Origin of the sequence: Stappia sp. (assembly GCF_965276915.1) — a bacterium.
GTDB lineage: Bacteria > Pseudomonadota > Alphaproteobacteria > Rhizobiales > Stappiaceae > Stappia.
This window is the reverse complement of sequence record NZ_OZ255709.1, coordinates 3539045-3552694: the sequence shown is the minus strand read 5'-3', so window position 1 is coordinate 3552694 and position 13650 is coordinate 3539045. Positions and strand designations below refer to the sequence as shown.

The following is a 13650-nucleotide window of genomic DNA, read 5'->3' as shown; positions in this document are numbered from 1 at the left end:
TTTGGAGCAAGTGACATGACCGAGAACGCAGTCGAGGCCGAGAGCATCCCCGCCGTCCGCAGCAAGATGACGGTGTCGGACACGGATGTGGCCATCGAGATCACCAACATGAACAAGTGGTACGGGGATTTCCACGTGCTGCGCGATATCAACCTGAAGGTCATGCGCGGCGAGCGCATCGTGATCTGCGGCCCTTCGGGCTCGGGCAAGTCGACGATGATCCGCTGCATCAACCGGCTGGAGGAGCACCAGAAGGGTTCCATCGTCGTCGACGGGATCGAACTCACGGACGATCTCAAGAAGATCGACGAGATCCGCCGCGAGGTCGGCATGTGCTTCCAGCACTTCAACCTGTTTCCGCATCTGACGATCCTGGAAAACTGCACGCTGGCGCCGATCTGGGTGCGCAAGATGCCCAAGGCCAAGGCCGAGGAAATCGCCATGCACTACCTGGAGCGGGTGAAGATCCCCGAGCAGGCGAGCAAGTATCCGGGGCAGCTGTCCGGCGGCCAGCAGCAGCGCGTCGCGATCGCCCGTTCGCTGTGCATGAGCCCCAAGATCATGCTGTTCGACGAGCCGACCTCGGCGCTCGATCCGGAGATGATCAAGGAAGTGCTCGACGTGATGGTCGGTCTTGCCGAAGAGGGCATGACCATGCTTTGCGTCACCCACGAAATGGGATTTGCCCGCCAGGTGGCCAACCGGGTCATCTTCATGGATGCGGGTCAGATCGTCGAGCAGAACGAGCCCGAGCCGTTCTTCACCAACCCGCAGCACGAGCGCACCAAGCTGTTCCTCAGCCAGATCCTGCACTGAGGGCAGGGCACGGCGTGCGGACGCCTGTATCCGGTGTGCCTGCCGTTGCGACGCGAGAAGAGCGAAAGGCGCGGACCTGCGATGGTCCGCGCTTTTTTGTGCCGTGCGGAGAGGGGGCCGGTTTTGTCCGGCGCCAGCTGTACCGGCATCGCGGTTTCCGGGCTGTTCTGCCTGAGGGCGAGGGCCAGGACCTCCTTGCGCGCCATGTCGGCTGCCACAGGAGTTGTGGCTATCTTGCGTGTGGGGCGCCGTCTTGCAGAAAGCGCGTTGCCGCATCGAAAACGGACGGGGCCTGTCGTTCGGCGCTGACGAAATGGGCGCCGTTGGCAATCTCCAGATAGTGCTTTTGCCGCGAGGCGAGGCGGTCGAGGAGCTGCAGTGCATCGGCGCGTGTCGAGGTGGGGTCGGCGCCGCCGCGGATCAGCAACACGGGTGCGCGGATCGCGGCCGGATCGTAGAGCGGGCGGGCGCTGAAGGCTTCGAACAGATCGACGAAGGTGCCGTTCGGCGCGCGAAAGGCGGGCGGATCGTGGCGTGCCGAATGCGGGTCGTCGGCAAGCGAAGCGCGCACCATCGCCTGAAAGACGTCCTCGTCGCGCCAGTTCGCGCCCTCGGGCATTTCCGCGTCCCAACGGGCCCGTGTGCCGGTTTCGCTGACAAGGCGGCAGGCGCCGAAATTCGGGTTGAGGCGCGCGGTGTCGTGGGGATCGGCAAGCAGCGACAGCCAGCCGTCGTTCTTCTTCGCGAAAATCGGTGCATAGAGAACCAGCCGGTCGATCCGGCTTCCGCCGATGCCGGCGACATAGGATGCGGTGGTGATGGACCCCCAGGAACCGCCAACGAGATGCAGCCGCGACCGGTCGTGGCGGGCAAGGATCCAGGTCACGGCATCGTCGATGTCGCGCCGTGCCATGGCGGCGCAGGCATAGGGCCTGCCTGAACGCTCCATGGCCGGCGAATGCGACTTTCCGTAGCCGCGAATGTCGATCGCATAGGCGGCGAAGCCCGCAAGCGCGGTCGCTTTCAGCCAGCTTGCCCCAGGGTGCGGCACGTCATAAAGCCGGCTGGCATAGGTCGCGCCATGAACGAACAGGACGGGGATGCGGCCGGGTTCGTCGCCATGGGCGCGCAGGTGCAGCCGCAGCTCCGGGTCATCCGTCGAGGCGACAAAATGCGAGGTCGCGGTGTCATGCCGTCGCCAGCTCATTTGAGCAGCGCCGGGATCGTGGTGACGAGCGCGGGCACCGCCCAAAGGATCAGCATGCCGGCAAGGAAGATGCCGACCACCGGCCACGCGGCGGAAAAGACACGTGCCGTGCTGAGCGAGGGATTGGCGCCGCGCAGGGCAAAGAGCGTGTAACCGAACGGGGGCGTCAGGCTGCCGACCGTCAGGATGATCAGGAACAATGTCCAGAACCAGATCGGATCATAACCCATGGCGGCGACCACCGGCTGATAGATCGGCACGGCGAGCAGCATGAAGGCGATCTGGTCGATGAACATGCACAGAAGGAACGGAATCAGCATCATCAGGAGAAGGGTGAAGTCCGGGCCAAGACCAAGCTCCCCGGTCAGGGCGACGAGGCCGCGCGTCGCGCCGGCCAGGGACAGCAGCTGACTGAAAAGCTTGGCCGAACAGACGATGACGAGAATGACGCCGGATATGGTGACGGCCGAAGCAACCGCATCGCCGAGCATGCGCACCGACAGCCGGCCGAACAGCGCTGCAACGATGACCGCGCCGACGACGCCGGTGGCGGCGGCTTCCGAGGGCGTGGCGATGCCCAGCAGGATCAGGCCCATGACGGAGAAGACGACAATCAGGAAGGGCAGCATGCGGGCGATGGCCAGGGGCACCGAAAGACCGGTGCCTGAAACCGGGACACCTGAAGCCGGAACATCCGAAGCCGGAATGCCTGGAGGTGGGGCCGATGGCCGCGTGGCGGCGCTGTCGCCGCTGAGCAGGACCCAGCCAAGGGTGAGGCTTGCGAACAGGATGCCTGGAACGATGCCGGCGACGAGCAGGCCGGCGATGGAGACATCGGCAAGCGAGCCGACAATGATTGCCAGCAGGCTCGGCGGGATGATGGGAGCAAGGCTGGCGCCGGCGAGGATCGTGCCGGCGGAGAGGCGCGTGTCGTAGCCCCGCTCCTGCATCAGAGGCAGGACCGAACGGCCGAGCATGGCCGCGACGGCGACGGCGGAGCCCGACAACGCGCCGAAGACGGTGGAAAGCGCGATGGTCACCACATAGAGGCGGCCCCGCAGCCGGCCCACCAGCCGGTCGATGCTGTCGAACAGGACGGCGACGGTGCCGGACCGGAACAGGACCTCGCCCATCAGCACGAAAAGCGCGACGGTCATCAGCGACTGGGAGGTTGCCGTCTCGTATATGGAGTTGGAAAACAGGCCGAAACCGCGCGGCCCGAGCAACAGGGTCAGGCCGACGAGGTTGAGCGCCAGGAAAGCGGCGAAGATGCGCACGCCGGCAAACAGGAGCGCCAGAAGCAGTCCGATGGCGACGAGCAGGAACACGGCCCACGTCATCGATGTATCTCGCGGGGCTGAGAGCGGGGCTGAGAGCGGGTCTGGGCGAACTGGCGCGCCAGGTGCACGGCGGCGCTTGCCAGGCCAAGCGCGATAACGGCCGTGATCCACCAGCGCGGGATCGGATTCGCGGCGTTCGTCATCAGGCCACGCTGGAACTGTTTCACGGCTTCTCCGCCGACGATCCAGCCGGAGACAGCGCAGGCGATCGTCGCGACCGCCAGGTTGAACCGGCCAAGCCACAGGGCCAGGCGCGGTCCGGCCATTTCTGGCACGAGGTCGATGGCGACATGGGCGCGGGTGCGGGTGATCTCGGGCAGGGCGCAGAAGATCACGAGCGCGAGGGCGTATTGCACCGCCTCGCCGGACCATGTCGTCGGGGCATCGAAGAGGTAGCGGGCGACAACCTCGAAGACATAAAGCAGCGTGGCCGCGACAAGCCCGCATCCCGCGAGCAGGAAGAGCCCGCGGGAGGCAAGATCATGGGCGAGGGCGAGGCGGTGCATGGAGCGCGTCCGTGCTGTTGCGTGATGGTTGTGGCGCCGGCTCTTCAGCGTCAGTCCGTCAGTCCGGCGCCGCGGGCCAGTTCTCGCAACTCGCCGACCGGCCCGGGCGCGCTTTTCTCGGCCACGGCCCAGACACCGTTCGACCAGAGCGCCTCGAAGCGCTGCGCCTCCTCCCGGGAGAAGCTTGTCATCTTCATGCCGAGTTCAAGCAGGTCGCTTTTTTCCCGGGCGGCCAACTCATCGAAACGGGCGATGCTGTCGCGTTCGAGTTGCAGCGCCGCCCGCTCGATAGCGGCCCGCTCATCGTCGGCGAGGTCGTTCCATGTGTCCAGGTTCATGAAGATCATCAGTCCGACCTGGCCGAAGACGGGATCGGCCATGTAACCGGCGACCTCGTTCCACTTGAAGTCCCGGGCGCCGGACAGTCCCCAGGCGGCGCCGTCGATGACGCCGGTCTGCAGTGCCGAATAGACATCGCCGCCGCCCATGACGACGCCGCTGCCGCCAAGCGCCTCGATCATCGGATGGTAGGAGACGGTGCCGCGAATCTTGCGGCCCTGAAGGCCCGGGCTGCCGGTCACCGGTTGCTTGAGAAAGTAGCGGAATCCCTTGGTTCCGGTTGCCGGCGCCGCGATCAGCTTCATGCCGAGCGTGCGGTAGTGGGCGTCGATAAAGTCGATCACTCCCGAGGAACGGCGTTTTTCGGGATCGGTCGCGATGGCGTCGATGGACAGTCCGACCGGCGTCGTTCCGGCGTGATAGGCAGGGTGGGTGAACAGCATGTCGAAGGCGCCAGCCTGAACGGGTTCGAACTGCTCAAGGCCGGGAACCGCATCGGGGCCGGTGAACGTGACACTCAGCGAGCCGCCGGTTTCCCGCGAAAGCGTCTCGATGAAGGGCGTCGCGATCTCCCGTGTGAAAACGAAATTCTCCGGAAAACCGCCGAGAAGCCTCAGTTCGCGGGCCTCGGCCGCTCCGGCCAGCAGGCTTGCCACCAGGGCTCCGGCCAGAACCAGTGTCTTGCGCATGTCATCCTCCCTTGCGTGTTCAACGCTTATGAGAGAGATATAGTGCCATCTGGAACCAAAAGTAAAGTTCCATTTGGAACCTTTATCTCAAGGGAAACGCCATGCCCGAAGACGCCACCGCCAGTTCCGGGACAACCGGCGGGATCTCGCATGACACCGCCGAGCAGGCGCTGCGCGCACGTTTCGGTGCGCTTGCCGTGACGATGCTCAACGACACGCAGCTTGTGCCGGCGTGGAGCATCAGCTTCATCGCCAACTTCTTCACCGGACCGATCTACCGGGATCTTGGCGAGCGCTTCGGTTTGTCACGGCCCGAATTCGTGATCCTGTTCAGCTTGTTGCAGAAGCCGGGGCTGGTGGCGCGCGATGTCAGCCTGGCAACGGGCCTGCCCAAGAACTCGATCAGCCGGGCGGTTTCCGACCTGCTCGGCAAATCGCTGATCGAGCGGGAGACGGATGCCGGCGACAAGCGGGCGAAGCTGCTCCGACTGACGGAGGCGGGGCAGGACGTGATCTCGCGCGTGGTGCCGTTGTTCGAGACCCGCCAGAGGGCGATGCGTGCCGTTCTCAGCGCGGCGGAGTGCGCCACGTTCGACGCTTTGCTGGCCAAGATGATCTATGCGATGCCGGACTGGGTGGGGTCCGAGTAAGGCGAGGGGGACCGGATGGCGGTGAGGCGGCGGATATCAGGTCCGCCGCGGATGCCGCGCAGGACCTGTCACGCCGGCTGCAGGCAGCCCATCACCAGCTTGAACACGTCGACCGGCCGGTAGGGGTATTCGATGAACTCGTCGACCCCGGTTTCCGCCAGGCCGCTGCGGACGCCGTCCGTCATGTGCGGCGGCGCCAGCAGGACGATCTTGCCCTGCTTCGGGCGTACGCCCGAGTTGGTCATGTATTGCAGGAAGAAGTGGACGATCTTGCTGTAGACGAGGAAAACAAGGTCCTGCGACCCGATGTCGAGGCTCTTCGTCTTCAGCTTCTCCTCCGGGACGAGGATCACCTCGCATCCCAGTTCCTCCAGCGCGGCGCGGATCGGTTCCGTGACCTTCGGCATGCCGCTGACGATCGAGACGCGAAGCGGGCGTTTGTGCACCTCGCGCGACTGGCGCACGGCCTTTTCGATCTTCTTCAACTGCATCCTGTGCGCCAGGCTGATGCGCTCGACTTCCTTCAGCCGGGTTTCGACCGTCGCCAGCAGCATGTCGAAATCGAGCGGCTTGGTCAGATAATCGTCGGCGCCGAGCTTCTTGCCCTGGATGATGTCCTCGCGGGTGGCGAGGGCGGTCAGGAAGATGAAGGGCACGCGCGTCAGCTGCGGCAGGTCCTTGCGGATGCGCTCCAGGACTTCGGGGCCGCCCATGTTCGGCATCATCACGTCGCAGATGATCAGGTCCGGCGTCTGGGTGGCGAGACGCTCCAGCCCCTCCTTGCCGTTGGAAGCGGTGAGAACCTCGTAGCCGGCCTCCTCAAGTTCTTCCTGGAGGTCCTCGAGCAGAAGCGTTTCGTCCTCGATGCAGAGTATTTTTTTCTTGGTCATGTCACGGCCTCGCCTGAGAGGGGGGTGCCGGTGGTTTCCCCGTGATGGGGAAGGCGGATTTCCACGACTGTGCCTTGCCCGACCTGGCTGGTGACGAGCAGCCGTCCCCGGTGTTCCGAGATGATCATCTCCGTCATGTTCAGCCCGATTCCGGTTCCCGGAATGCCGCTGGAAGTGGAGGCACGATAGTAGCGGTTGAAGATCTTCGGGATCTCGTTCTCGGGGATGCCGACCCCCTGGTCCACGAAGCGAATGACGGTAGAGCGGTTGTCGGTCAGCCCTTCGACGCGGATACTGTCCTTGCCGGGAGAATACTTGATGGCATTGGACAGGATGTTGCTCACGCATTGCTCGAAAAGGCGGGCGTCGATCATTGCGCTGTCCGGCAGACGATCGAGATCCGTGTCGATGCGATGGGTTGCGCAGACGCTCTGCTGGCGCTTGCAGACACGCTGGATGAGTTCCTTGAGCGGCGAGGGCTCCGGTTTGATCTCGAGCGCGCCCGACTGGTGCTGGGAGAAACTCAGGAAGCGGTTGATCAGATACTGCATCCGGTCGACCGATTCCCGGATGTTTGCGAGACGTTTGGTGACCGCGTCCGTGTCCAGCACCGCATCGGCCGCCGTGCTGGCAAGCCGGTCGAGACCGCGCTTCAGACGCTGGGCATTGCTGTCGATGATGGCAAGCGGGGTGCGGAATTCGTGCGAGGCCATCGACACGAACTCGCGCTGCATCTCGTTGATCTTCTGCTCGTCGCGCAACATCTTCACGAGCTTGTCGGTGTGCCGTTGCAGCGTGCGGTGCTGGTCCTTGAAGGTCGTGACGTCAGCGAACTTGTAGGTCACCATCCCGTTCTCGCCGGTGGCGCGCCGGCTGACGCGATACCACCTGTCCCTGGCCATGCGGAATTCGCACGGCGTCTCGGGATCGTTCTCCAGCCCCTCAAGGGCTTCCGCCAGACCGGCCGGGCCGAAGCGCTGCATCGTGGCGACAATGTCGGCACCGTCTACGACCCAGCTCCGCTCGCTCGGGAACAGGGTGTCGAAGGTCTCGTTGGTGAGGATGATCCGGCCCTGCGTGTCGACGACGACAAGGCCGTCATTGACCGCGTTGACCGCATTGACCAGCAGGTCGTGACCCTTGCGCAGTTCCGCGGTGCGTTCTTCCAGCCGCTCCTCGAGCAGGTCGCGTTTCTCGGCATCCGCGACTTCCCTGTGGTGAGCCTCGGTCACGTCGGTGTAGATCGTGACGAAGCCGCCGTCGGGCATCGGGGTTCCCTGAACCCGCAAGACGGTGCCGTCCGGGCGGTGACGCTCGAAGTCATGCGCCTCGCGCCGGCGGGCAAGCGTCAACCGGTCCTGCACGAGCGTTTCCACGTCGCCGGGACCATAGTCTCCGCGCTCGGCGTTGAAGCGCAGAAAATCCTCGAAGTTGGCCATGCGTTCGATGAGTTCGACGGGCAGGTCGAGCAACTGTCTGGCCGTTTCATTGGCCAGCACCAGTCGCAGGTCGGGATCCAGCACCGTGATGCCCTGGTGCACGGTGGCCAAAAGGTGCTTCAGCACGCTTCTTTCAGAACTTCCGTCCCGGATGAAATGGTTCACTTGGAGGTCCTGTTCTGGGAACGCTCTGGTTGCGGTCCTCGACTAGAGCACGAAAGACGGAGATTCGAAGCTGAAGTCAAAAACGGCCTTAACGGGACCTTTCAAAAACGCCGTTCGACGTCGCGGAACGCTGACTTCCGGTCAGGTGTCCCGGCTGGGGGGCGAACACGGCCATGCGTCGCCGGCCAGTCAATTTACTAGCCACAACAACAACTTGGGGTTTCATGGAAGAGGGAGGGGAAGTGTTCGCGGCCGGTCGGCCAGTGCCCGTTCGGCACCGTCTCCGCATGACTACCTAGGTCGCCCAGGCGCCCTCGTTTTGCGGGTGCCGGCGGCGAAGGTTCGTCGTGTCAGCTGACCGTCACGAGACGCGCGGCGGCGCCTCGCATCGGCGCCTTGCGGCCGCCCTGCGCCCAGAAATAGGACTGCCGCTCCTCGGTCGGGGTGCAGTTGTAGCGCTCCCGGTAGCATTTGGTGAAATGCGAGGTCGATGCGAAGCCACAGGCAATCGCCACGTCGAGCACCGCGCGGTTGGTGCGGCGAAGCAGGTCGCGGGCCGTTTCCAGCCGGAGCTTGAGATAGTACTGGCCTGGGGTGCAGTCGAAATGGCGGCGGAACAACCGCTCGAGCTGGCGCGGGCTGAGGTTCACCGTCATTGCCAGCTGCTGGCAGGAGAGCGGATCCTCGATATGCAGGTCCATGATGCGGATCGCGTCGAGGATCTTGACGTTGGAGATGCCGGTGCGGCTCTCCAGGTCGTGACGCTGCGCGCTCTCGCCGGAGCGCATGTTCTGGTAGAGCGCGACTTCGGCCACCTCGTGCGCCAGATAGGCGCCGTGCTGGATGGCGATGACGCGCAGCATCATGTCGAGCGCGGCCATTCCGCCGGCGCAGGTGATGCAGTTGCGGTCGATGGCGAAGAGGTCGCCGGACACCTCGATCTCTGGGAACTCCTCGCGGAAGGAGCGCAGGTTCTCCCAGTGAATGGTGCAGCGACGGCCGTCGAGAAGGTGGTAGCGCGCCAGTACGTAGGAACCGGTGCAGACCGCGCCATAGGTGCGCCCGCGCGCGTTCAGCTTGCGCAGCTTGGTGCCGAGCTCCCTGGGCAGCGGAATGCGCTCAACGTCGACCCCGGAACAGATCAGCGTGATGTCGGCGTCCTCTATGTCGGCGATGGCGCCATTGACCGACATGTAGCAGCCGTTGCTCGCCTGGACGGTGTTGCCGTCGACCGAATAGGTCTTCCAGGAATAGAACTCGTCGCCGAGCACCCTGTTGGCGATGCGGATCGGCTCGATGGTCGAGGTGAAGGCGATCAGCGAAAACTGATCCAAAAGGATAAGAGCCACCGATTGTTTTTCGGTGGTGCCGGTCTGTGCCGTCATGCGCTGCGCCCGATCTGTAGACGTCTGGAAAGCTTATGCTTCTTGTTCCGTTTAGTTTGTGAGCGCCCAGCAGACTTGTCAAATAAATTTGGCTTTGAATACATGTGAATGCAGCTTATGGCTGAAATCATGAAATAAACGGGGCGCGCTTCAACAAAATGTCATGGCCGCCGCCGTCGATGCGCGGTGAACGCATGCTCAATCCCTTGCCGGCAATGATGGGCCGTCGATGACGGGTCGGCAATGACGGGCGGGCAATGATGGGCCGTCGATGACGGGGGCGCCGAGGGGGCTTGTCCGAACGAACCCATGCCGGCTTCGCTGTGCGGACGCCGTTCGAACGACGCTATGTGAAGGACCTTGCCGCGAGCGCTCATCCGGACGCGGTCCGCGCCTTCAATGCGACACCGCCCGTGCGGCGCAAGTATTTCGCCGGCGCGCGCGGCTTGTACAGGCCCGAGCATCACTATGTGGTGGTGCCGCCGCGCTGGGAGCGCACGGCAGAGGGAAAGGTCTGGCTCGGCGTATTCGCCCACGAGATCGGACATGCCATCGACATGCACGGGCGAGGCGTGGCGGGTGCGCGCTCGATCGCGCTGGCGCCGGCGATCCGCCGCGACCGGGCCCGGCTTGGCGCGCGTATCGCCGCCGAACGCCGGCTGCCGAAGCGCCAGAGGGGAAGCGAGGGAACCGGGGGACTGTGCCGCTTCCCCGCCGGCGCGCGCGCGGTGCTGCTGCGCACGCTGCCGCATGCCAAGGCGGCGGCGACCTTCGCGCGGGCCTGGCATGACGGCGCGCCGCGCGAGGCGCTGCGGGAACTCGCCGAACGAATGACGCCAATGGAGGGTGCGGGGCAAGACCCGAGACGCAGCCGGCAGACCCGCGAGACAGCGCGGCTGATGGCCTATGCGCTGGCCAGCGTCGGAGATTTCATCGGGGCCGTCTACGACCTTGAGGGCGGCGGGCGTTCACGGGGCTATTACAACCGCTTTCCGGCCGTATCCGGGCCTTCCCTGACGGTCGGCCATACGGCGGAGGCCTTCGCCAACGCCTTTGTCTCGGACGTGCTGGAGGGGAGGGAACTGCTTTCCTACCTGACGCGCACTGCCGCGCCGAGCACCCATGCGGCCTATCGGAACCTGCTTGCCGACATCGGGCGTGCGGGAGCGGCCTGCGGGCAGGTCAGTCGAGATTTTTCATCCAGGTGATGGGCTCGGCGAATTCCACGCCGATCTCGTTGTCCTTGCGCCAGATGATGGTGAGTTCGGCGCGAATGTTCTCGGGAAGGAAGACAAGTTCGACCGCGCCGTCGGTGACCAGCGGCGTCTCCAGCTTCAGCCGCGCGCCTTTCGAGGACATGTTGACGATGCGGCAGTCGATTCCGAACCCGCCCTTTCCGGCGAGCACGACGCGTCCCTGTTTCAGGGTTCTCACGCGGGTCTTCTTGCGAGAGTCGTCCATCGGCAAATTCCTTGTGCCCCTGTGAAACGGGGCGAACGCAGGCGCGGCAGGGTGAGTGATCCCATTGTTTCACCGTCTCCTGCCGCGTCAATATGTTCCGTAGCGTTACGTAGTCGCGCCGTCATCTGCAAGCCGGACGGCGCAGACGCAGTTCGTCGCCGCGCATTCGGGATGAGGAGCCGCTCGAAGGCAGGTCGCAGCGGTTTGTTTTGTAGGGGGAAACAAAGGAATGGTGGGCGATACTGGGATTGAACCAGTGACCCCTCCCGTGTGAAGGGAGTGCTCTCCCGCTGAGCTAATCGCCCTGGCCGTGTCGGCTGGTGGCGGAGGTCTATTATAGGTCGGGGGGATAGGCAATAGGCAAATGACGTTTTCGAACAGGCAAGGCCGGCATCCGGCCCGGTCGTCGGGCGCCGGCACGTCTTCGCGGCGTATTCGCTCCATGCAGGAGAGGCGCATTCAAGATTGCCGGCCCGGATACGCGCGCGACGATTGCGGCGCGCGGCGTATACACGCCTGCGGCCCGTTGTGACGTAGAGTTAGTATTCAATTCTTTGGTTACGAATCAGGCGTAAATCTGCGGGAAAGCTATCCCGCGTGACGTCTTTCCGCGGGGACCTCACGGAGAGTTTCGTATGCCAATCAGCAAGATGTCAGTCGGCGGCAAGGGGCTCATGACCCGCATCCTTGCCGCGGCGACGATGGTGATCGTGTTCGTGTTCGCGGGCTTCGCCTTCTACAACGATGTGGTGAAGCGTGCCGACACGGCTGAAAAGGTCACAGAGAACATGACCATTCTCGGCAAGGCGATGGCGCGCAGCGTCGAGACCTGGCTGGGTGGCAGGGTTTTGCTCACCGAAACGGCGGCACAGGGGCTCAAGGACCTGCCGAACGGGGAGGTGATGCCCGAGCGCTTCAATCTTCCCGCGCTCGTTACAACCTTCGACATGACCTATTACGGCACCTCCGAAGGCGTGATGATCAGCTGGCCGTCGACCGAGATGCCCGAAGGCTACGATCCGCGCAAGCGGCCGTGGTACGAGGCGGCGGTGGCGGCGAAGGGGCCGACGGTCACCGAACCCTATCTCGATGCCACGTCCGGCGGACTTACGGTCACCGTGGCGGTGCCGCGCATGATCGGGGAAACGGTTGCCGGCGTGGTCGGCAGCGACTTTGCCATCGATACCGTGCGCCGCATGCTGGCGGAATCCGATCTCGGCCCGCTCGGCTATCTCTTCATCGCGGATGCTTCCGGCAAGATCCTCATTCATCCGAAGGCGGAGATGATCTCCAGGACGCTGGCGGAGGTGTTCCCCGGCGAGACGATTTCCCTGTCCGGAGACTTGCAGCCGGCGCGTGACGCGGCCGGCTCCGACCGGCTGGTGCGCTTCGAGCCGATCCCGGGCCTGCCGGGCGTCGACTGGCATGTGGGCATGTCGCTTGACCGCGATGTGGCCTATGCCGAAGTGGCCGAGTTTCGCCAGACGGTACTGGTCGCGGTGCTGATCGCGATCGCCGTCATGCTGCTGACGCTTGGCACCGTGTTCCGTCGCCTGCTGGCGCTGCCGCTCAACAGCATCACGTCGGCGATGAGCCGGATTGCGGATGGTGACCTTGCCATCGAAGTGCCGGGACTGGAGCGCCGCGACGAGATCGGTGCGATCGCCGCCGCCGTCGAGGTGTTCAAGGCCAACAGCATCGAGCGCGCGCGGCTCGAACAGGCACAGCAGGCCGAGCAGGCGGCCAAGCAGCGGCGTGTCGAGGCCGTCGACCGGCTGATCGACCTGTTCGGTGCCGACGTCAGCACGGCGCTGGAGACGGTGACCTCCGCCACGGCCGAGGTCGAGGGGACGGCGCGGCAGCTTTCCGCCACCTCGCAGGATAGCGCGCAGAGCGCTACCGCGGCGGCCGCCGCGTCCGAGGAATCGGCCGTCAACGTGCGCTCCGTCGCGGCAGCGTCGGAGGAGCTGACCTCGTCCATCGCCGAGATCGCCAGCCGGGTGGAGAACTCCAACCGCATCGCCGGCCGTGCTTCCGATGCCGCGCAGCAGACCAATGCGACGGTGCACAGTCTGGTCCAGACGACCGACAAGATCAGCCAGATCGTCAGCCTGATCAACGACATCGCCGCGCAGACCAACCTTCTGGCGCTGAATGCGACGATCGAGGCAGCCCGCGCGGGCGAGGCCGGCAGGGGGTTTGCCGTCGTGGCCGCGGAAGTGAAGAGCCTGGCCAACCAGACGGCGTCGGCGACCGAGGAAATCGCGACGCAGATCCAGGCGATGCAGGCGGTGTCCAACCAGGCTGCAACCGCCATCGAGGGGATCGGCGAGGTCATCGGCGAGATGAACCTGATCTCCTCGGAAATCGCTGCCGCCGTCGACCAGCAATCGGGGGCGACCAACGAGATCGCCCGCAATGTGCACGAGGTGGCAAGCGGCACGCAGAACGTGTCGGAGACCCTGTCGCATGTCTCGCGCGGGGCGGCGGAAACCGGCGAGAGCGCGACGGTGCTGCTGACCGCGGCCACCTCGCTGGCGCGTCAGTCGGACACGCTGCGCGATCGCATCAAGGGGTTCCTGAGTGATATCCGGGCCGCCTGACCCGGCACGGGTTCTGGCGGGAAAACATGCAAGGGGCGCGGGCGACCGCGCCCCTTTTACTTTGTTGGGCGCGCATTTCGGCGCCGGACGTAACGTCCGTTTAAACCTGGGTGCAAGACTGGCGGCACCGACAACTATGCGTGTGTGACCCTGGAAACCG

The 13650-nt window shown here is 64.6% G+C and carries 12 protein-coding genes and 1 tRNA gene; 4 read left to right on the top strand and 9 right to left on the bottom strand.

Going from position 1 to position 13650, the window contains the following annotated elements; all coding sequences use genetic code 11:
* Positions 1-15: 15 nt before the first annotated feature.
* On the top strand, positions 16-816 hold the full coding sequence (locus ACQY46_RS16385; protein WP_428697085.1) for an amino acid ABC transporter ATP-binding protein: 801 nt from the start codon (positions 16-18) through the stop codon (positions 814-816).
* A gap of 229 nt (positions 817-1045) precedes the next feature.
* Here ACQY46_RS16385 and ACQY46_RS16380 read toward each other — a convergent pair whose 3' ends face one another.
* The 4 genes from ACQY46_RS16380 to dctP are packed head-to-tail and all read right to left on the bottom strand — an operon-like array spanning position 1046 to position 4897.
* On the bottom strand, positions 1046-2023 hold the full coding sequence (locus ACQY46_RS16380) for an alpha/beta hydrolase (protein ID WP_428697084.1): 978 nt from the start codon (positions 2021-2023) through the stop codon (positions 1046-1048).
* Positions 2020-3363, bottom strand: coding sequence for a TRAP transporter large permease (locus ACQY46_RS16375; RefSeq protein WP_428697083.1), 1344 nt, complete (start codon positions 3361-3363; stop codon positions 2020-2022). Before ACQY46_RS16375 ends, ACQY46_RS16380 begins: the two co-directional genes overlap by 4 nt.
* Complete coding sequence (locus ACQY46_RS16370; RefSeq protein ID WP_428697082.1) at positions 3360-3869, bottom strand: TRAP transporter small permease; 510 nt, start codon at positions 3867-3869, stop codon at positions 3360-3362. The genes ACQY46_RS16375 and ACQY46_RS16370 overlap by 4 nt, the downstream gene beginning before the upstream one ends.
* A gap of 50 nt (positions 3870-3919) precedes the next feature.
* Positions 3920-4897 (bottom strand): TRAP transporter substrate-binding protein DctP, encoded by a 978-nt coding sequence (gene dctP / locus ACQY46_RS16365; protein WP_428697081.1) that lies wholly within the window; start codon positions 4895-4897, stop codon positions 3920-3922.
* Between the two features lie 101 nt (positions 4898-4998).
* Here dctP and ACQY46_RS16360 point away from each other — a divergent pair, with 101 nt between their 5' ends.
* Entirely contained in the window at positions 4999-5547 is a 549-nt protein-coding gene (locus ACQY46_RS16360; protein ID WP_428697080.1) for a MarR family winged helix-turn-helix transcriptional regulator, read from the top strand.
* A 68-nt stretch (positions 5548-5615) separates the two neighbouring features.
* On the opposite strand, the gene ACQY46_RS16355 is transcribed toward ACQY46_RS16360, so the two are convergent.
* From ACQY46_RS16355 to ACQY46_RS16345, 3 genes are all read right to left on the bottom strand, one after another.
* Positions 5616-6437: a response regulator gene (locus ACQY46_RS16355; RefSeq protein ID WP_428697079.1), complete on the bottom strand. Its 822-nt coding sequence runs from the start codon at positions 6435-6437 to the stop codon at positions 5616-5618.
* The gene (locus ACQY46_RS16350; protein ID WP_428697078.1) at positions 6434-8002 is read right to left on the bottom strand and encodes a PAS-domain containing protein; all 1569 of its coding nucleotides are present in this window, start codon (positions 8000-8002) and stop codon (positions 6434-6436) included. Before ACQY46_RS16350 ends, ACQY46_RS16355 begins: the two co-directional genes overlap by 4 nt.
* Positions 8003-8391: 389 nt before the next feature.
* The gene (locus ACQY46_RS16345; RefSeq protein ID WP_428697077.1) at positions 8392-9426 is read right to left on the bottom strand and encodes a GlxA family transcriptional regulator; all 1035 of its coding nucleotides are present in this window, start codon (positions 9424-9426) and stop codon (positions 8392-8394) included.
* A gap of 293 nt (positions 9427-9719) precedes the next feature.
* Between ACQY46_RS16345 and ACQY46_RS16340 the strand changes: the two genes are divergently transcribed.
* On the top strand, positions 9720-10634 hold the full coding sequence (locus ACQY46_RS16340; RefSeq protein ID WP_428697076.1) for a hypothetical protein: 915 nt from the start codon (positions 9720-9722) through the stop codon (positions 10632-10634).
* Here the strand turns inward: ACQY46_RS16340 and ACQY46_RS16335 are convergent.
* Both ACQY46_RS16335 and ACQY46_RS16330 read right to left on the bottom strand, forming a co-directional pair.
* On the bottom strand, positions 10609-10887 hold the full coding sequence (locus tag ACQY46_RS16335; RefSeq protein ID WP_428697075.1) for a PilZ domain-containing protein: 279 nt from the start codon (positions 10885-10887) through the stop codon (positions 10609-10611). The two genes, ACQY46_RS16340 and ACQY46_RS16335, sit on opposite strands and share 26 nt — an antisense overlap.
* 230 nt (positions 10888-11117) lie before the next feature.
* Positions 11118-11192 (bottom strand) — tRNA-Val (locus ACQY46_RS16330).
* A 330-nt stretch (positions 11193-11522) separates the two neighbouring features.
* Here ACQY46_RS16330 and ACQY46_RS16325 point away from each other — a divergent pair.
* Positions 11523-13490 carry a methyl-accepting chemotaxis protein gene (locus ACQY46_RS16325; protein WP_428697074.1) on the top strand — a complete coding sequence of 656 codons (1968 nt, stop codon included), beginning with the start codon at positions 11523-11525 and terminating at the stop codon, positions 13488-13490.
* The last annotated feature ends 160 nt before the right edge of the window (positions 13491-13650 follow it).